General features: G+C 71.8%; 14 protein-coding genes. 9 read left to right on the top strand and 5 right to left on the bottom strand.

All coding sequences use genetic code 11. From position 1 onward, the window contains the following. The first annotated feature begins 190 nt into the window (after nt 1-190). Both ACZ62B_RS28310 and aroQ read left to right on the top strand, forming a co-directional pair. Nucleotides 191-1,294 carry a calcium:cation antiporter gene (locus tag ACZ62B_RS28310; RefSeq protein WP_344555706.1) on the top strand — a complete coding sequence of 368 codons (1,104 nt, stop codon included), beginning with the start codon at nt 191-193 and terminating at the stop codon, nt 1,292-1,294. Nucleotides 1,295-1,537: 243 nt separating this feature from the next. Beyond that, nucleotides 1,538-2,011 (top strand): type II 3-dehydroquinate dehydratase, encoded by a 474-nt coding sequence (gene aroQ, locus ACZ62B_RS28305; protein WP_344564130.1) that lies wholly within the window; start codon nt 1,538-1,540, stop codon nt 2,009-2,011. A gap of 10 nt (nt 2,012-2,021) precedes the next feature. On the opposite strand, the gene ACZ62B_RS28300 is transcribed toward aroQ, so the two are convergent. Further along, nucleotides 2,022-2,678, bottom strand: coding sequence for an MBL fold metallo-hydrolase (locus ACZ62B_RS28300; RefSeq protein ID WP_344564128.1), 657 nt, complete (start codon nt 2,676-2,678; stop codon nt 2,022-2,024). 39 nt (nt 2,679-2,717) lie between these two features. After that, nucleotides 2,718-3,407 (bottom strand): maleylpyruvate isomerase family mycothiol-dependent enzyme, encoded by a 690-nt coding sequence (locus tag ACZ62B_RS28295; RefSeq protein WP_468721360.1) that lies wholly within the window; start codon nt 3,405-3,407, stop codon nt 2,718-2,720. Nucleotides 3,408-3,630: 223 nt separating this feature from the next. Here ACZ62B_RS28295 and uvrA point away from each other — a divergent pair, with 223 nt between their 5' ends. Beyond that, a complete protein-coding gene (gene uvrA, locus ACZ62B_RS28290; RefSeq protein ID WP_469692558.1) occupies nt 3,631-6,552 on the top strand; it encodes an excinuclease ABC subunit UvrA in 2,922 nt (973 codons plus the stop codon). Between the two features lie 210 nt (nt 6,553-6,762). Here the strand turns inward: uvrA and ACZ62B_RS28285 are convergent, their stop codons facing one another. Further along, nucleotides 6,763-7,680: a carbohydrate kinase family protein gene (locus tag ACZ62B_RS28285; protein WP_344564122.1), complete on the bottom strand. Its 918-nt coding sequence runs from the start codon at nt 7,678-7,680 to the stop codon at nt 6,763-6,765. A gap of 254 nt (nt 7,681-7,934) precedes the next feature. Here ACZ62B_RS28285 and ACZ62B_RS28280 point away from each other — a divergent pair, with 254 nt between their 5' ends. Continuing rightward, on the top strand, nt 7,935-8,357 hold the full coding sequence (locus ACZ62B_RS28280) for a Rieske (2Fe-2S) protein (RefSeq protein ID WP_344564118.1): 423 nt from the start codon (nt 7,935-7,937) through the stop codon (nt 8,355-8,357). 6 nt (nt 8,358-8,363) lie between these two features. On the opposite strand, the gene ACZ62B_RS28275 is transcribed toward ACZ62B_RS28280, so the two are convergent. After that, on the bottom strand, nt 8,364-9,311 hold the full coding sequence (locus ACZ62B_RS28275) for a hypothetical protein (protein WP_344564116.1): 948 nt from the start codon (nt 9,309-9,311) through the stop codon (nt 8,364-8,366). Between the two features lie 203 nt (nt 9,312-9,514). Continuing rightward, nucleotides 9,515-9,682: a hypothetical protein gene (locus ACZ62B_RS28270; RefSeq protein ID WP_344564114.1), complete on the bottom strand. Its 168-nt coding sequence runs from the start codon at nt 9,680-9,682 to the stop codon at nt 9,515-9,517. A gap of 169 nt (nt 9,683-9,851) precedes the next feature. Here ACZ62B_RS28270 and uvrC point away from each other — a divergent pair, with 169 nt between their 5' ends. From uvrC to ACZ62B_RS28245, 5 genes are all read left to right on the top strand, one after another. Next, nucleotides 9,852-11,960, top strand: a complete 2,109-nt coding sequence (uvrC, locus tag ACZ62B_RS28265) for an excinuclease ABC subunit UvrC (RefSeq protein WP_344564112.1) — start codon at nt 9,852-9,854, stop codon at nt 11,958-11,960. Continuing rightward, nucleotides 11,957-12,964, top strand: a complete 1,008-nt coding sequence (gene rapZ / locus ACZ62B_RS28260) for an RNase adapter RapZ (protein ID WP_344564110.1) — start codon at nt 11,957-11,959, stop codon at nt 12,962-12,964. Before uvrC ends, rapZ begins: the two co-directional genes overlap by 4 nt. Beyond that, the gene (locus ACZ62B_RS28255; RefSeq protein ID WP_344564108.1) at nt 12,961-14,028 is read left to right on the top strand and encodes a gluconeogenesis factor YvcK family protein; all 1,068 of its coding nucleotides are present in this window, start codon (nt 12,961-12,963) and stop codon (nt 14,026-14,028) included. The genes rapZ and ACZ62B_RS28255 overlap by 4 nt, the downstream gene beginning before the upstream one ends. After that, nucleotides 14,019-15,008 carry a DNA-binding protein WhiA gene (gene whiA, locus ACZ62B_RS28250; RefSeq protein ID WP_073937119.1) on the top strand — a complete coding sequence of 330 codons (990 nt, stop codon included), beginning with the start codon at nt 14,019-14,021 and terminating at the stop codon, nt 15,006-15,008. The genes ACZ62B_RS28255 and whiA overlap by 10 nt, the downstream gene beginning before the upstream one ends. Nucleotides 15,009-15,154: 146 nt before the next feature. Next, the gene (locus tag ACZ62B_RS28245) at nt 15,155-18,109 is read left to right on the top strand and encodes a M14 family metallopeptidase (protein WP_469692554.1); all 2,955 of its coding nucleotides are present in this window, start codon (nt 15,155-15,157) and stop codon (nt 18,107-18,109) included. The last annotated feature ends 123 nt before the right edge of the window (nt 18,110-18,232 follow it).

Here is an 18,232-nt window from a genome sequence, read left to right as displayed (position 1 = left end):
GCCGGCGCCGACCGGACACGACTCGTACGAGGAGGCCATGCGTGACCATGATGACCCCGAGACGATCAGGATCGAGGAGCGGAGGGGCACGCCGTGCGGCGGTGACACCCCCCGCGCCCCCCACGGTCGGCCGGTGGTCGGAGGGCTGCGGTGAGGTGCGCCGCCCGTTCACGTCTGCGACGATCACCCCATGACCGCTCGGCTCAGGTCACTCGCGGCACAGTGGACGACCCTGGTGCCGGTGTTCGCCGTGATTCTGCTGGTCCTGACCTGGGGACGCGAACTGCCCGGCTGGATCGTCGTCCTGGTGACCGCGGTCCTCGCGGGATCCGTGCTGGCGGCCGTGCACCACGCCGAGGTGGTCGCGCACCGGGTCGGTGAGCCCTTCGGCTCCCTGGTCCTCGCGGTCGCCGTCACCGTCATCGAGGTGGCGCTGATCGTCACGCTGATGCTCGACGGCGGGGACAAGAGCGCGACGCTCGCCAGAGACACCGTGTTCGCGGCCGTGATGATCACCGTCAACGGCATTCTCGGACTGAGCCTGCTGGTGGGTTCACTGCGCCACGGCACGGCGGTGTTCAATTCGGAAGGCACCGGCGCGGCCCTCGCCACGGTCGCGACGCTGGCGACCCTCAGCCTCGTGCTGCCGACCTTCACCACGAGCAAGCCCGGCCCGGAGTTCTCCACCGTGCAGCTCACGTTCGCGGCGCTCTCCTCACTGACCCTCTACGCCCTGTTCGTGGCGACCCAGACCGTCAGACACCGCGACTACTTCCTGCCGATCGTCAAGCAGGGCGAATCGGCCGCCTCCGAGCAGGAGCACGCCGAGGCGCCCTCCACGCGCACCGCCCTGATCAGTCTCGGGCTGCTGGGCCTAGCGCTGGTCGGAGTGGTCGGGCTGGCCAAAGGGGTCTCGCCCACGATCGAGTCCGGAGTGGATGCCGCCGGCCTGCCCCACTCCGTCGTCGGTGTGATCATCGCCCTGCTGGTCCTCCTCCCGGAGACCATCGCCGCGGTGCGCGCCTCGCGCCGCAACCAGGTGCAGACCAGCATGAACCTCGCGCTCGGCTCGGCGATGGCCAGCATCGGCCTGACCATCCCCGCCGTCGCGCTGGCCTCCCTCTGGCTCCCCGGCCCGCTCGTCCTCGGCCTCGGCAACACCCATATGGTGCTGCTCGCCCTGACCATGGTGGTGGGCGCGCTGACCGTGGTCCCCGGGCGGGCCACACCGCTCCAGGGCGGCGTGCACCTGGTGCTGCTCGCGGCCTATCTGGAACTGGCCCTCAACCCCTAGCGGGAGCACGTCGCCCAGTGGCACAGGCCACGGCTCCCCGGCGCTCGTGGGCCGCCCGGAGACCTGATTCCCCGGGCGGACCACGAGCAGTGTCAAGAAGTGCCCGCGTCGCGGCCACGCGGCCACGCGGTCGCCCGGCGCGGGCCGGGGCAGGGCTCAACGGCCGTGCGGCGCAGCGTGATAAACCGGGTCCGAGCAGCGGTTCCGGCGAGGACCGCCCCACCCCGACGGACCGGAGGAACCGTGCCCCGCAATCTGGCCAGCGCCCCCATCATGATCCTCAACGGCCCCAACCTGAACCTGCTGGGACAGCGCCAGCCGGAGATCTACGGCTCCGACACGCTCGCCGACGTGGAGGCGATGTGCGCCAAGGCGGCGGCGGCACGGGGCGGCACGGTGGATCTGCGCCAGTCCAACCACGAGGGTCAACTGGTGGACTGGATCCACGAGGCACGGTCGAACCACTGCGGGATCGTCATCAACCCCGGTGCCTACTCCCACACCTCCGTCGCCATCCTGGACGCCCTCAACGTCTGCGACGGCCTGCCCGTGATGGAGGTCCACATCTCCAACATCCACCGGCGCGAGTCCTTCCGGCACCACTCCTACGTCTCGCTGCGCGCCGACGGGGTCATCGCGGGATGCGGGGTGCAGGGGTACGTGTTCGCGGTGGAGCGGATCGCCGCGCTGGCCGGCCCCGGAGTGGCCGAGGCGTAGAGGCCCCGTCTCACCAGCCCCGCGCGCGCCACTCCGGCAGGTGCGGGCGTTCCGCGCCCAGGGTGGTGTCGTCGCCGTGTCCGGGATAGACCCAGGTCTCGTCCGGCAGAACCTCGAAGATCTTGGTCTCGACGTCATGGATCAGACTGGCGAACGCCTTCGGGTCCTTGTGGGTGTTGCCCACACCGCCCGGGAACAGGCAGTCCCCGGTGAACACATGCGGATGCCCGTGGGGATCGTCGTAGACCAGGGCGATCGAGCCGGGGGTGTGCCCGACCAGATGGCGGGCGGTGAGTTCCACCCGGCCCACGCGGATGACGTCGCCGTCGTCGAGCGGCACGTCGGTCGGCACGGGGATGCCCTCGGCGTCCTCCCGGCCGGCGTGGGTGCGGGCGCCGGTGGCGGCGACGACCTCGGCGAGCGCCTGCCAGTGGTCGCCGTGCCGGTGGGTGGTGACGACGGACGCGATGCCGTCGTCACCGATCGTCCCCAGCAGGGTCCCCGCGTCGTTGGCCGCGTCGATCAGCAACTGTTCGTCGGTGGCCCGGCAGCGCAGCAGATAGGCGTTGTTGTCCATGGGGCCGACCGCGACCTTGGTGATCATCAGGTCCTTGAGTTCGTGCACGTCGGCTGGGCCGCCGACCGTCACCCGACCGCTGTACGTCATGACCGCCAGCCTATAGCGGGAACCCGCGCGGTACAGGTGTTACAGCGGGGGAAGAGACGGGAGGTCCCCGCCCTTGACCGTCAGGGCGGCGCCGTCCCGCCGTCCGGCCAGCCAGCCGAGCAGGTCGGCGGCCGTCCCCTCGACCGCGACCGGTCCGCCGTCCGCCCCGCCGCCGGTCGTCCAGGTCCTGCCGTCCACGGTGGCCAGGGCGGTCGACGGCACGTCCCGGTGGCCGGCGAACCGCGCCGCGAGGAAGTCGATCTCCCGCTCCGTGAAGTCCGCCGGCAGGTCCTCCAGCTCGTAGCCGATCCCGAGGTCCACGTGGTGCAGCTCCACCTCGATCCACCGCCGGAACGGCACCCGCTCCGCCCGGTCCGTGACCCCGTTGCGCAGCTCCACCGTGCGCGACGGGTCCGCCGGGGCCGCGCCCGCCGCGCGGAAGCGCTCCCCGCTCTCCCGCAGGTCGGCGAGGTGCGCGTCGAGGGGGCGCGGCGCGTCCCGCTCGATGTCGGCGTCCCGGGCCTCACCGGAGACGTACATGGGACGGCCCTCGAGGACGTTCACCAGGGCGTCCGCGTTGCGGGCCAGGTGGGCCAGCACATGGCCGCGGGTCCAGCCGGGCAGCCGTGACGACTGGGTCACAGCCGCGTTGTCCAGTGCGGCGACCGCGGTGAGCAGCCGCTCGGTCGCTGCTTGTACAGACGCCAGGTCATCAGCGTGATCAATCATGGTGCTGACCCTAGCCCCGTCACACCATCGGGTGAAGGTGATGGAGCCGCGCCCTAAATCGAATGCACGTGCTATATGGTCGTGTTCGGCGTCGGGCATGCTGGAGAGCCGGGGTTTGTTGACAACCCGTGAATCCGAACCGGCGTTGTCAGTGGCTCCCCCTAGTCTGAGAAAGACGGGGGCCCCGCCCCTGTCACTTCTCTCAAGAAAGGTGCGGACCGGCGTGGCCGACCGTCTCATCGTCCGTGGAGCGCGCGAGCACAACCTCAAGAACGTCTCGCTCGATCTCCCGCGCGACTCGCTCATCGTCTTCACGGGCCTGTCGGGGTCGGGCAAGTCCTCGCTGGCCTTCGACACGATCTTCGCCGAGGGACAGCGGCGCTACGTGGAGTCCCTCTCCTCGTACGCCCGGCAGTTCCTCGGCCAGATGGACAAGCCGGACGTCGACTTCATCGAGGGCCTGTCCCCGGCGGTCTCCATCGACCAGAAGTCGACCTCCCGCAACCCGCGCTCCACGGTCGGCACCATCACCGAGGTCTACGACTACCTGCGCCTGCTCTTCGCCCGCATCGGCAAGCCGCACTGCCCCGAGTGCGGCCGCCCGATCGCACGCCAGTCGCCGCAGGCCATCGTCGACAAGGTCCTGGAACTGCCGGAGGGCAGCCGCTTCCAGGTGCTCTCCCCGCTGGTGCGCGAGCGCAAGGGCGAGTTCGTCGACCTGTTCGCCGACCTCCAGACCAAGGGCTACTCCCGCGCGCGGGTGGACGGCGAGACCGTCCAGCTCTCCAACCCGCCCACGCTGAAGAAGCAGGAGAAGCACACCATCGAGGTGGTCGTCGACCGCCTCACCGTCAAGGACAGCGCCAAGCGCCGCCTCACCGACTCCGTCGAGACCGCCCTCGGCCTGTCCGGCGGCATGGTCGTGCTCGACTTCGTCGACCTCCCCGAGGACGACCCCGAGCGCGAGCGCATGTACTCCGAGCACCTGTACTGCGCGTACGACGACCTGTCCTTCGAGGAGCTGGAGCCCCGCTCCTTCTCCTTCAACTCGCCCTTCGGCGCCTGTCCCGAGTGCACCGGCATCGGCACGCGCATGGAGGTCGACCCCGAGCTGATCGTCCCCGACCCGGACAAGAGCCTCGACGAGGGCGCCATCCACCCGTGGTCGCACGGCCACACCAAGGACTACTTCGGCCGCCTGATCGGCGCCCTCGCGGAGGCGCTGGGCTTCCGCACCGACATCCCCTTCGCCGGCCTGCCGCAGCGCGCCAAGAAGGCCCTGCTGCACGGCCACAAGACCCAGGTCGAGGTCCGCTACCGCAACCGCTACGGCCGCGAGCGCCGGTACACCACGGCCTTCGAGGGCGCCGTCCCCTTCGTCAAGCGCCGGCACAGCGAGGCCGAGAGCGACGCCAGCCGCGAGCGCTTCGAGGGCTACATGCGCGAGGTGCCCTGCCCCGCCTGCGAGGGCACCCGGCTCAAGCCGGTCGTCCTCGCCGTCACGGTCATGGGCAAGTCCATCGCCGAGGTCTCCGGGATGTCCATCAGCGACTGCGCGGACTTCCTGGGCGAGCTGAAGCTCACCGCCCGCGACAAGAAGATCGCCGAGCGCGTCCTCAAGGAGGTCAACGAGCGGCTGCGGTTCCTGGTCGACGTCGGCCTGGACTACCTCTCGCTCAACCGCGCGGCGGGCACGCTCTCCGGCGGTGAGGCCCAGCGCATCCGCCTGGCCACCCAGATCGGCTCCGGACTCGTCGGCGTGCTCTACGTCCTCGACGAGCCCTCCATCGGCCTGCACCAGCGGGACAACCACCGGCTGATCGAGACCCTGGTCCGGCTGCGCGACATGGGCAACACGCTCATCGTCGTGGAGCACGACGAGGACACCATCAAGGTCGCCGACTGGATCGTCGACATCGGCCCCGGCGCCGGCGAGCACGGCGGCAAGGTCGTGCACAGCGGCTCCCTCAAGGAGCTGCTCGCCAACGCCGAGTCGCAGACCGGCCAGTACCTGTCCGGCAAGAAGGCCATCCCGCTGCCCGACATCCGCCGCCCGCACGACCCGTCGCGCCGGCTCACGGTGCACGGCGCCCGCGAGAACAACCTGCAAGACATCGACGTGTCCTTCCCGCTGGGCGTCTTCACCGCGGTCACCGGTGTGTCCGGCTCCGGCAAGTCCACGCTGGTCAACGACATCCTGTACACCCACCTCGCCCGCGAGCTGAACGGCGCGCGCAGCGTCCCCGGCCGGCACACGCGGGTGGACGGCGACGACCTCGTCGACAAGGTCGTCCACGTCGACCAGTCGCCCATCGGCCGCACCCCGCGCTCCAACCCGGCGACGTACACGGGTGTCTTCGACCACGTCCGCAAGCTGTTCGCCGAGACCACCGAGGCGAAGGTCCGCGGCTACATGCCGGGCCGCTTCTCCTTCAACGTCAAGGGCGGCCGCTGCGAGAACTGCGCGGGCGACGGCACCATCAAGATCGAGATGAACTTCCTCCCGGACGTGTACGTCCCGTGCGAGGTCTGCCACGGCGCCCGCTACAACCGGGAGACCCTGGAGGTCCACTACAAGGGCAAGTCCATCGCCGACGTCCTGAACATGCCGATCGAAGAGGCCATGAACTTCTTCGAGGCCGTCCCGGCCATCGCCCGCCACCTGCGGACGCTCAACGACGTCGGTCTCGGCTACGTCCGGCTCGGCCAGTCCGCGACCACCCTGTCCGGCGGCGAGGCACAGCGCGTGAAGCTCGCCAGCGAGCTGCAGAAGCGCTCCACCGGCCGCACGGTCTACGTCCTGGACGAGCCGACCACCGGTCTGCACTTCGAGGACATCAGCAAGCTGCTGAAGGTCCTGTCCGGCCTGGTCGAGAAGGGCAACACGGTCATCGTCATCGAGCACAACCTCGACGTGATCAAGACCGCCGACTGGGTCGTCGACATGGGCCCCGAGGGCGGTTCCGGCGGCGGCCTGGTCGTCGCGGAGGGCACCCCGGAGCAGGTCGCCGGCGTCCCGGCCAGCCACACGGGCAAGTTCCTGCGGGAAATCCTGGAGCCGGGGAAGATCAGCGATGCCGCACGTTCTGTGGAGGCGCCGGTGAAGAAGACTGCCGGCCGACGGAAGGCGGCAACCAAGCGATAGAAGCAGGCGGCTGGAACCTGGCGCACCCCGCGACGGCGGGGACAACATACGCTCGGATCCAAGGATCTCCCGAAGGAACGGACCACCCCCGCGTCGGCGGGGAAACCCAGCACGCCTGCCGCTGGGTCAACGACTGATACCGGGCGAAGTCACGGCACCCCCACGCGCCGTGCCGCACGGAACCCCCGTGCGGTACGGCGCGTGCGTGCGTCAGACGGCCTCCGGCTCCAGTTCGTGGGCGTACGGCGGTTCCGCGCCCGCGCGTGAGCAGGTGACCGCCGCCGCACGCGCCGCGAAGCCGAGCAGGCCCGCCCAGCCCTCGCCGCCCAGCGCGGCCACCCCCGCGTCACTGAGCGCGTCCCGCACCGCCAGTCCGTGCAGCAGCGCCGCGTTCACCGTGTCACCGGCGCCGATCGTGTCCACCACCTCGACCCGCTCACCCGGCACGGCGTACTCGCCGCCGTCGCGGGTGAACACGGACAGCCCGTCCCCGCCCCGGGTGACCACGACCGCCGCCGGACCGGCCGCCAGCCACTCCTTCGGGGACCCACCGAGCCACTCGGCGTCCTCCGCGGACAGCTTCAGCAGCGACACCGACGGCAGCCAGCTCCAGAACCGGGCCCGGTAGGCGTCGGCGTCGGGGATGAGACCCGCCCGGATGTTGGGGTCCAGCGCGGTGAAGACGCCTCGCGCGGAGGCGGTGCGCATCAGCTCCTCGTACGCGCTCGCGCCCGGTTCCAGCACGAGGGAGCAGGTCCCGAAGGACACCGCGCGGGTGCCGGCCGGCAGCGTGCCGGGGGCCGTGAACAGGCGGTCCGCGGTCCCCTCCACGTAGAAGGAGTACGCCGCCGAGCCGTCCGTGCCGACCGTGGCGACGGCCAGCGTCGTCGGCTCGTCGCCGCGCTGCACCGACGACACGTCCACGCCGGTCTCCCGCAGCCGGTCCAGCAGCGCCGTACCGAAGGCGTCGCGCGACACCCGGGAACAGAACGCGGTGGGGGAGCCGAGGCGGCCCAGCGCCACCGCCGTGTTGAACGGGCCGCCGCCGAGCGCCGGCGTCAGCGCCGCGAGCGCGCCCGCGCCGCGCGGTACCAGGTCGATCAGTGCCTCACCGGCCACGACGATCACGAAGGGTTCCCTTCCCCGAAGGTCTCCGAAGGTCTCCGAAGGGCCGGGCTCCACGACCCGCCGACTCCGCACAGCCGTGCACCACGCGCCGCCTCTCGGGTGGGGACCGTATCCCATCCGCCGGACGTGCGTAAACGCTTGCGAACGCCTGCCCGGCCCCCCCCACGACAGCCCCCGCCCACAGCCGGAACGATCACTCCCGGTATCGTCCCCGATGTCCACCCGCGCACCGCCGTCCCACCCGTGGAGCCCTCATGCCCGCCCGCCGACCCGCCGCGACCCGCCGTACCGTCCTGCGGGGCGCGGCCCTGACCCCCGTGGCCGGCCTGGGCCTCGCCGCGTGCGGAAGCACCGAGGAGGGCGCCGCCCCGCTGACCGGCCCCGTCGAGCTGGGTCCCGAGAGCGAGGTCGCCGAGGACGGCGCGAAGCTGTACCGGGACCACAACGTCGTGGTCAGCCGGAGCGGGGACGGCACCCTCAAGGCGTACAACACCGTCTGCACCCACGCGGGATGCCCCATCAACAAGCTCGAGGGCACGAAGCTGATCTGCCCCTGCCACGGCAGCGAGTTCGACGCCGCCACCGGCAAGGTGCTGCGCGAGCCGGCCGTGGCCCCCCTGAAGACGCTGGCCGTCGAGGTGAAGAACGGCACGCTGGTCGTCAGGCCGCAGACCTGACCGGGGTCACTCCCAGTCCCAGGCGATCCCCACGTAACCCGAGCGCACGCGCGGTTCCACCAGGTGCACCGAGCGGTGCCGCCCGCTGAGCACCAGCTCCTGACGGCCGCCGCGCGGTGCCGCCGCCGAGTGCTGGGTGAACCGGTGGCAGCGCGCCGGGAGCGTCCCGGAGTCGAAGCACACCTGGAGCGCGTACTGTCCGCCGGGGGACTCCGCCCCGCGCACGTACTCGCGCGAGACGCCCGCCGTGCCGTCCTCGACGGCGTAGCGGAAGAGGAAGGTGTCACCGGCCCGCAGCCGGGTGTCGAAGAGCAGCTCGGCCGCGAGCACCCCGGTCTCGTGGTGCCGGAGCACGCGCCCGGTACGGCAGTTCTCCAGCGCCCGCACGGTCATCCGCGCCGGCACGGCACCGGGGTCGCCGTGGTGGACGGCCACATAGCGGTCGACGCCGTCCAGGTGGGCGCGCACGATGTGGTGCGACTCGCGCTCCGCCAGTTCGCGGCGCGCCCCGATCCGTATCCGCTCGTGGTGCCCCAGGGTGTGCAGCCCGCCGTCGCGCGGGGCGCCGGATTCGGCCAGCAGCCGTTCCCGTACGCCCGAGGCCTCGACCAGGGAGCGGTAGGACCGCCCGGGGGAGTGGCGGTCCGCCGTGTGCTCGTCCGGCTCGGCGAGCAGCCGGATCAGCGACTCCTCCGGCAGTTGCAGGATCTCCTCCAACGCTCGTACGGCGCGCAGCGACTCCGGGCGCTGCGGGCGGCGGGCGCCCTGCTGCCAGTAGCTCAGACTGGTGACGCCGACCTTCACGCCGTGGCGCGACAGATGGTGCTGCACCCGCTGCAACGGCAGCCCCCGCGCGGCGATCGCCGCGCGCAGGGCGACGTGGAAGGGGCCGCCTTGCAGGGCCGAGTCCAGTTCCGCGGTGACGAGGTCCGCGTGCGGTGTGGCGTGCGGCATGCAGGGGCCTTTCTGTGAAGTCCGCGACGGCTGGTCGGGCCGTCGCGCGGGCACCCCGGAGCCGCCCCCGCCGGCGGGGCGGAGTCTTCACATCCGTACGCCGTCGTTCAGGGCCCGGAGTTCCCCCGCATTGAAGCGTGTTGACCAAGTCCCGACAACACCTGACGCCCAACGGCGGCCCACGACGGCGGCACGCGCCCTCCCTACGGCGCGCCGGCCCCGTCCCCGCCCGCCGGCCGCGCCCGCAGGCGCTTCGCGCGCACGATGTCGGGATCGCGCGGGTCGAGGGAGTCGGCGACGCCGGACGTCTCGTCCGCGTACCGGCGGGTCCGGGCCGGCCGTCGTGGTTTCTCGATCCGCGTCCGTCGCATCCGACCAGCCCTCCGACTCGTGACCGCCCTCGTGGCCGTCCGCCGATCATCCGAGGGACGGAACCCCCACCTTCCCGCTTCCCGCACGCCGTAACCCATCCGGACCCGGCCGAGCCCCGCCGTCCACAGGCCCGCCGCGGTGTCGGTCCCCGCCAGTAGGGTGTGAGACATGGCCGACCCCTCCAGCTACCGCCCCAAACCGGGTGAGATCCCCGACTCGCCGGGGGTCTACCGGTTCCGCGACGAGCACCGCCGGGTGATCTACGTCGGAAAGGCGAAGAGCCTGCGCCAACGCCTGGCGAACTACTTCCAGGACCTGGCCGGGCTGCACCCGCGCACCCGCTCCATGGTCACCACGGCCGCGTCCGTGGAGTGGACGGTGGTGTCCACGGAGGTCGAGGCGCTCCAGCTGGAGTACTCCTGGATCAAGGAGTACGACCCCCGGTTCAACGTCAAGTACCGCGACGACAAGAGCTACCCGTACCTCGCGGTGACGATGAACGAGGAGTTCCCGCGCGTCCAGGTGATGCGCGGTCACAAGAAGAAGGGCGTGCGGTACTTCGGTCCGTACACGCACGCGTGGGCGATCCGGGACACCGTGGACCTGCTGCTGCGCGTCTTCCCGGTGCGCACCTGCTCGGCCGGGGTCTTCAAGAACGCCGCCCGCACCGGCCGCCCCTGTCTGCTCGGCTACATCGACAAGTGCTCGGCGCCGTGCGTGGACCGCATCTCCGCCGAGGACCACCGCGCGCTGGCCGAGGAGTTCTCCGACTTCATGGCCGGCCGCACGGGCACCTACCTGCGCCGCCTGGAGCGGCGGATGACGGAGGCGGCCGAGGAGATGGAGTACGAGCGGGCCGCGCGCCTGCGCGACGACATCGGGGCGCTGAAGAAGGCCATGGAGAAGAGCGCGGTCGTGCTCGCCGACGCGACCGACGCCGACCTGATCGCGGTCGCCGAGGACGAGCTGGAGGCGGCCGTCCAGATCTTCCACGTGCGCGGCGGACGCGTGCGCGGCCAGCGCGGCTGGGTCACCGACAAGGTCGAGGAGATCACCACCGGCGCCCTCGTCGAGCACGCGCTGCAGCAGCTCTACGGCGAGGAGACCGGTGACGCGGTCCCCCGGGAGGTCCTGGTCCCCGCCCTGCCCGACCCGGTGGAGCCGGTCCAGCAGTGGCTGACGGAGCGGCGCGGCTCCGGCGTGTCCCTGCGCATCCCGCAGCGCGGCGACAAGAGGGCCCTGATGGAGACCGTGGAGCGCAACGCCCAGCAGGCGCTCGTGCTGCACAAGACCAAGCGCGCCTCCGACCTGACCACGCGCTCGCGCGCGCTGGAGGAGATCACCGACGCCCTGGAGCTGGACAGCGCCCCGCTCAGGATCGAGTGCTACGACATCTCGCACCTCCAGGGCGACGACGTGGTGGCGTCCATGGTCGTCTTCGAGGACGGACTGGCCCGCAAGAGCGAGTACCGCCGCTTCCAGATAAAAGGCTTCGCGGGACAGGACGACGTCCGTTCCATGCACGAGGTGATCACCCGCCGCTTCCGGCGCTACCTCGCGGAGAAGGAGCGCACGGGGGAGTGGACCGACGGCGAGGACCCCGGAGCCGAAGGGCCTTCCGGAGGCCTCGCCGAACCGCCCGGGAACACCCTCACGGAGGACGACGGCCGCCCCAGACGCTTCGCCTACCCGCCGCAGCTCGTCGTCGTCGACGGCGGCGCGCCGCAGGTCGCGGCGGCCCGGCGGGCGCTGGACGAGCTGGGCATCGACGACATCGCCGTGTGCGGCCTCGCCAAGAGGCTGGAGGAGGTCTGGCTGCCGGGCGAGACCGACCCGGTGGTGCTGCCGCGCACCAGCGAGGGCCTCTACCTGCTCCAGCGGGTCCGCGACGAGGCCCACCGGTTCGCGATCACCTACCAGCGCGCCAAGCGCGCCAAGCGCTTCCGCGCCGGCCCGCTGGACGACGTGCCCGGCCTCGGCGAGACCCGCAAGCAGGCGCTGATCAAGCACTTCGGTTCGGTGAAGAGGCTGCGGTCGGCGACAATCGACCAGATCCGCGAGGTTCCGGGCATAGGCCGCAAGACGGCCGAGACGATCGTCGCGGCCCTCGAGCGGGCGGCACCCGCCGCCCCCGCCGTGAACACGGCGACGGGCGAGATCCTGGACGACACGGACGAGATCATGGATGACACGGAGGAACCCGGGCAGGCGACGGGTTCTCCCGGGGAGCCCGTCACCACGGGCGCCCCGGACGAACGACGGGGGCAGGAGCGATGACCGAGCACGAGACGGGACCCGCGCCGGAGCGGGACCGGACACAGCAGGAGGCGGGCGGGGACGGCACCGACCGGACCGCCGACCACCAGGACGACGGAGCACAGGTGAGTACGGGCAAGGAAAAGGCCGGGGTGCCCGAGGCGGCCATCCCCGAGCTGGTGATCATCTCCGGCATGTCCGGGGCCGGCCGTTCGACGGCCGCGAAGTGTCTGGAGGACCTCGGCTGGTTCGTCGTGGACAACCTGCCGCCCGCGCTGATCACCACCATGGTGGAGCTCGGCGCGCGCTCCCAGGGCAACGTGGCGCGCATCGCGGTCGTCGTCGACGTCCGCGGCCGGCGCTTCTTCGACAACCTCCGCGAGTCCCTCGCCGACCTCGACACGCGGGGCGTCACCCGGCGGACCGTCTTCCTGGAGTCCTCCGACGACGCCCTGGTGCGCCGCTTCGAGTCGGTGCGCCGCCCGCACCCCCTGCAGGGCGACGGCCGCATCGTCGACGGCATCGACGCCGAGCGGGAGCTGCTGCGCGAGCTGCGCGGCGACGCCGACCTGGTGATCGACACCTCCAGCCTCAACGTGCACGAGCTGCGCGCCAAGATGGACGCCCAGTTCGCCGGCGAGGAGGAGCCCGAGCTGCGGGCCACCGTCATGTCCTTCGGCTTCAAGTACGGCCTCCCGGTCGACGCCGACCTGGTCGTGGACATGCGGTTCCTGCCCAACCCGCACTGGGTCCCCGAGCTGCGCCCCTACACCGGTCTCAACGAGGAGGTGGCGTCGTACGTCTTCAACCAGCCCGGCGCCAAGGAGTTCCTCGACCGGTACGCGGAGATGCTGCGGCTGGTCGCCGCGGGCTACCGCCGTGAGGGCAAGCGCTACGTGACCATCGCCGTCGGCTGCACCGGCGGCAAGCACCGGTCGGTCGCCATGTCGGAGAAGCTCGCCGCCCGGCTCGTCGCCGAGGGCGTGGAGACGGTGGTGGTCCACCGGGACATGGGACGGGAATGACACCACGTACTCCGCGGCTGAGCCGGCTGCGCCGAGCGGTCCCCGAGGGGCGCGCGAGCCGGCCGGCCGAGACCCGTGGCGCGAGACCGCGCCGCCGGGGCGCCCAGCCCAAGGTCGTCGCCCTCGGCGGCGGCATGGGCCTGTCCGCCTCGCTCGCCGCGCTGCGCCGGATCACCGGCGACCTCACCGCCGTCGTCACCGTGGCCGACGACGGCGGCTCCAGCGGGCGCCTGCGCGACGAACTGGGCGTGCTGCCGCCCGGTGACCTGCGCAAGGCCCTGGCCGCGCTGTGCGGCGACGACGACTGGGGCCAGACCTGGGCCCGCGTCATCCAGCACCGCTTCCAGTCCCAGGGCGACCTGCACGAGCACGCGGTCGGCAATCTGCTGATCGTCGCCCTGTGGGAGCAGCTCGGCGACCACGTCCAGGCCCTCGACCTGGTGGGCCGGCTGCTCGGCGCGCACGGCCGCGTGCTGCCCATGTCCGCCGTGCCGCTGGAGCTCCAGGCCCGGGTCCTGGGCCACGACCCCGAGCGGCCCGACGAGATCGGCACCGTCCGCGGCCAGGCCACCGTCGCCCTCACCCCGGGAGAGGTGCAGTCCGTGCACCTCGTGCCGAACGACCCGCCCGCCGTCCCCGAGGCGGTCGCCGCGGTCCTCGACGCCGACTGGGTGGTGCTCGGCCCCGGCTCCTGGTTCTCCTCGGTCATCCCGCACCTGCTCGTGCCGGAACTGCTGGACGCCCTCATCGAGACCAAGGCGCGCCGGGTACTCTCCCTTAACCTCGCGCCGCAGCCAGGAGAAACCGAGGGCTTCTCCCCGCAGCGTCATTTGGAGGTTTTGGGACGACACGCCCCTAAACTCGCCCTGGACGTGGTGCTGGCCGACGAGGCCGCCGTGCCCGACCGCGACTCCCTGACCGATGCCGCCGAGCGGTTCGGCGCCGCGGTCGAGCTGGCCCCGGTGGCCAGGCCCGACGGAAGCCCCCGGCACGACCCGGAGCTGTTGGCCGCCGCGTACGACCGTATTTTTCGGATGCATGGAAGGATCGGCCCATGGCGATGACGGCAGCGGTGAAGGACGAGATCTCCCGGCTCCCCGTCACCCGTACCTGCTGCAGGAAGGCGGAGGTCTCCGCCATCCTGCGGTTCGCCGGCGGCCTCCACCTGGTGAGCGGGCGCATCGTGATCGAGGCGGAGCTGGACACCGCGATGGCGGCCCGCCGCCTCAAGCGGGACATCCTGGAGATCTTCGGACACAGCTCCGAACTGATCGTGATGGCCCCGGGCGGACTGCGCCGCGGCTCGCGCTACGTCGTCCGGGTGGTCGCGGGCGGCGACCAGCTCGCCCGCCAGACCGGCCTGGTGGACGGCCGCGGCCGGCCGATCCGCGGCCTGCCCCCGCAGGTGGTCTCCGGGGCCACCTGTGACGCCGAGGCGGCCTGGCGCGGCGCCTTCCTGGCCCACGGCTCCCTCACCGAGCCCGGCCGGTCCTCCTCCCTGGAGGTGACCTGCCCCGGCCCCGAGGCCGCGCTCGCCCTGGTCGGCGCCGCCCGCAGGCTGTCGATCGCCGCCAAGGCGCGCGAGGTGCGCGGCGTGGACCGGGTCGTGGTCCGCGACGGCGACGCGATCGGCGCGCTGCTCACCCGGCTCGGCGCGCACGAGTCGGTGCTGGCCTGGGAGGAGCGCCGGATGCGCCGCGAGGTGCGCGCCACGGCGAACCGGCTGGCCAACTTCGACGACGCCAACCTCCGCCGCTCCGCCCGCGCGGCCGTCGCCGCCGGCGCCCGCGTCCAGCGCGCCCTGGAGATCCTCGCCGACGACGTCCCCGAGCACCTCGCCGCGGCCGGCCGGCTGCGCATGGAGCACAAGCAGGCCTCCCTGGAGGAGCTGGGCGCGCTCGCCGACCCGCCGCTCACCAAGGACGCCGTGGCCGGCCGTATCCGCCGGCTGCTGGCGATGGCCGACAAGCGCGCCTCCGACCTGGGCATCCCGGGCACGGAGGCCAACCTGGGCGAGGAGCTGGACGACAAGCTCATGGTCTGACGGCTGGTCAGGGGACCGGCGTCGGCGCCCACTCGGGTGACCGGCGCCGGTTTTCGCGTGTCGTGGCGGCACCCTTGACTCGATCATGTTGTGTCATGAGCCTGGCATCTGTTCGCTGCTGTGGCGGACCACTCTCTGGGGGGCTCATGAGACACAGAGCGAGATCGATCCTCGCTGTCGGCACGCTCCTGATCGGCGGAGCGAGCTTCGCACCCATCGCCCAGGCACAACCCGGAAACCCCGCGGCCTCCGACACCGACGAGGTCAAGGTCTTCCGCGCCGACGTCACCGAGCAGCAGGTGTCCCTGCTGCTCGCGGCGGGGCAGGACGGCCACGAACTCGGTGAGCGGGTGCCCGACAAGGGCACGGCCACCGTGGAGGTCTACCTCACCGAGGGGCAGGCCGAGAAGCTGGAGGAACAGGGCGTCGACCTCACCGAGCACACGCTCTCCGCCCGCGCGGAGACCCGCGTCGAGGACGCCGCCGAGGGCGTGTTCCGCCCGTACAGCGGAGCGGGCGGCCTGCGGGAGGAGATCCTGCGCACCGCGCGGGAGAACCCCGACCTCACCAAGGTCGTCTCCATCGGCAAGACGGTCAGGGGCCAGGACATCCTCGCCCTGAAGCTCACCAAGAAGGCCAGGAAGACCAAGGACGGCTCCAAGCCCTCGGTCCTCTACATGTCCAACCAGCACGCGCGCGAGTGGATCACGCCGGAGATGACCCGGCGGCTGATGCACCACTACCTGGACTCGTACCGCACGGACAAGCGGATCAAGAAGATCGTGGACACCACGGAACTGTGGTTCGTCCTCTCCGCCAACCCCGACGGCTACGACTACACCTTCGCCGACGACGACAACCGCCTGTGGCGCAAGAACCTGCGGGACGTCAACGGCGACGGCGTCATCAGCACCGGCGACGGCGTCGACCTCAACCGGAACTTCCCCTACAAGTGGGGCTACGACGACGAGGGCTCGTCCCCCAACCCCACCAGCCAGACCTACCGCGGCGCGTCGCCGGGCTCCGAGCCCGAGACCAAGGCCATCGACGCCTTCGAGAAGCGCATCGGCTTCACCTACGGCATCAACTACCACTCCGCGGCCGAACTCCTCCTCTACGGGGTCGGCTGGCAGGTGGCCACGCCGACCCCCGACGACGTCCTCTACGAGGCCCTCGCCGGCACGCCCGACAACTCCGCGATCCCCGGCTACCACCCGCAGCTCTCCTCCGAGCTGTACACCACCAACGGTGAGGCCGACGGCCACGCGGCCAACGTCAACGGCATGGCGATGTTCACCCCCGAGATGTCGACCTGCCAGACCGTGTCCGAAGCCGACCCCGACGACGAGTGGAACGCGAGCGACTGCCGGTCGGGCTTCAACTTCCCCGACGACGAGAGGCTGATCCAGCAGGAGTTCGCGAAGAACATCCCGTTCGCGCTCTCCGTCGCGGAGTCCGCCGCCCACCCCGACCGGCCGTCCTCCTCGGTCGGCCTGGAGGCCGCGGACTTCACCCCGGCGGCCTTCGACACGTCGTACGCGCGCGGCGGCGACCAGGAGGTCTCCGTCGTCGTCCGCAAGGCCGTACGCGACAAGGAGCTCAAGTACCGCGTCAACGGCGGCCGTACGCACGACGCGGACCTCAGGCGCTGGAAGGGCGGCGAGCGGTACGGCGGCGAGGACAACCTCCACTTCGACGAGTACCGGGCCGAGGTGAGGCACGCGGACCCGGGCGACAAGGTCGAGGTGTGGTTCACCGGTGAGGCCCGCAGGGGCCGGGACGTCTCCAGCGAGCACTTCACCTACACCGTCGCCGAACGGCCCCGCGCGGACGTCCTCGTCGTCTCCGAGGAGGGCGCGAAGGCCACCCAGACCCAGAAGTACGTCGACGCGCTGAAGGCCAACGGCCACCGCGCGGCGGTCTGGGACGTCGCCGAGCGGGGCGCCCCGGACGCGCTCGGCGTGCTGAGCCACTTCCACACGGTCGTCCACCACACCGGCGCCGCCACCCCGGGCATCGCCACCCAGCTCCAGCTGCGGGCCTTCCTCAACGAGGGCGGCCGGCTGATCGAGGCGGGCGAGCAGGCCGGCGGCAGCGTCGACCTCGGCGGCGGCACGCTGTCCGACGACTTCGGCCAGTACTACCTGGGCGCCTACTCCCGCACCTCCACCCCGGGGGCCACGGCGTTCACCGGTTCCGGAGGCCTGGGCGGCTTCACCGGCCCGCTCGGCGACGCGCCCGGCAACCCGCTGGACAAGGCCGGCACCTACGGCGTCACCTCCGGCGAACTGCCCGCCGACACGTACCCGCAGTTCGCGAGCGCCGGCGCCGGACAGTTCCCCGGCACGGTCAACCCGTACGGGCCCTACGCCGGCTCCTCCATGGCCGCCGCCGTGCACACCGACGACGGCTACAAGCGCCTCACCCGCACCATCGACCTCACCGGCACCGCCGCGGCCGACCGGCCCACCCTGCGCACCCAGCTCCTGTGGGACACCGAGCCGGGCTACGACAACGTCATCGTCGAGGCGCACACCACCGGCGCCGACGACTGGACGACCCTGCCCGAGGCCGGCGGCGCGACCCGCACCACCGTGCCGGCCGAGTGCGCGGCCGGGTTCTACATGGGCGAGCACCCCTGGCTGGAGCACTACCTGACGCTGGGTGACGGCAGCTGCGCCGCGACCGGCACCACCGGCTCCTGGAACAGCCTCACCGGCTCCTCCAGCGGCTGGCAGCAGGTGGAGTTCGACCTGAGCGCCTACGCAGGGAAGACGGTCGAGGTCTCCCTCGCCTACGTCACCGACCCGGGCAGCGGCGGCCACGGCGTCCTCGCCGACGAGGCCTCGCTCGTGGTCGGCGGCGCCGCGGCCGACACCGAGGGCTTCGAGAGCTCGCTCGGCGCCTGGACGGTCTCCGGACCGCCCGCGGGCAGCCCGGCCGTCCTGAAGGACTGGACGCGCACCGGAGAGCTGTTCCGGACCTACGGGGCGGTCACCACCGGCGACACCGTGCTGCTGGGCTTCGGCCTGGAGCACCTCACCTCCGCGGCCGACCGGACCGCGCTGCTGAGGAAGGCGCTGGCCGCCCTGGACGGGTGACACCTCGCGTCAACGCACGCTGACGTTCCGTGACGAGATCGAGTGACGGCGGAGCGTGAGACGGGGCGGTCCGCACCCTACTGACGGGTACGGGCCGCCCTGCCGGGTATGGGGCAACTCGAT

This window comes from Streptomyces sp. NPDC053426, from assembly GCF_055585405.1.
The sequence above is the reverse complement of the archived record's forward strand: the minus strand, read 5'-3'. Positions and strand labels throughout refer to the sequence as shown.

Bases quoted from the DNA above. Each gene is read 5' to 3' on its own strand.
- ACZ62B_RS28295 (WP_468721360.1), bottom strand. From the start codon at position 3,407: ATGATTGATCACGCTGATGACCTGGCGTCTGTACAAGCAGCGACCGAG.
- ACZ62B_RS28245 (WP_469692554.1), top strand. From the start codon at position 15,155: ATGAGACACAGAGCGAGATCGATCCTCGCTGTCGGCACGCTCCTGATC.
- ACZ62B_RS28275 (WP_344564116.1), bottom strand. From the start codon at position 9,311: ATGCCGCACGCCACACCGCACGCGGACCTCGTCACCGCGGAACTGGAC.
- rapZ (WP_344564110.1), top strand. From the start codon at position 11,957: ATGACCGAGCACGAGACGGGACCCGCGCCGGAGCGGGACCGGACACAG.
- ACZ62B_RS28300 (WP_344564128.1), bottom strand. From the start codon at position 2,678: ATGACGTACAGCGGTCGGGTGACGGTCGGCGGCCCAGCCGACGTGCAC.
- ACZ62B_RS28270 (WP_344564114.1), bottom strand. From the start codon at position 9,682: ATGCGACGGACGCGGATCGAGAAACCACGACGGCCGGCCCGGACCCGC.
- ACZ62B_RS28255 (WP_344564108.1), top strand. From the start codon at position 12,961: ATGACACCACGTACTCCGCGGCTGAGCCGGCTGCGCCGAGCGGTCCCC.
- ACZ62B_RS28310 (WP_344555706.1), top strand. From the start codon at position 191: ATGACCGCTCGGCTCAGGTCACTCGCGGCACAGTGGACGACCCTGGTG.
- ACZ62B_RS28280 (WP_344564118.1), top strand. From the start codon at position 7,935: ATGCCCGCCCGCCGACCCGCCGCGACCCGCCGTACCGTCCTGCGGGGC.
- whiA (WP_073937119.1), top strand. From the start codon at position 14,019: ATGGCGATGACGGCAGCGGTGAAGGACGAGATCTCCCGGCTCCCCGTC.
- uvrC (WP_344564112.1), top strand. From the start codon at position 9,852: ATGGCCGACCCCTCCAGCTACCGCCCCAAACCGGGTGAGATCCCCGAC.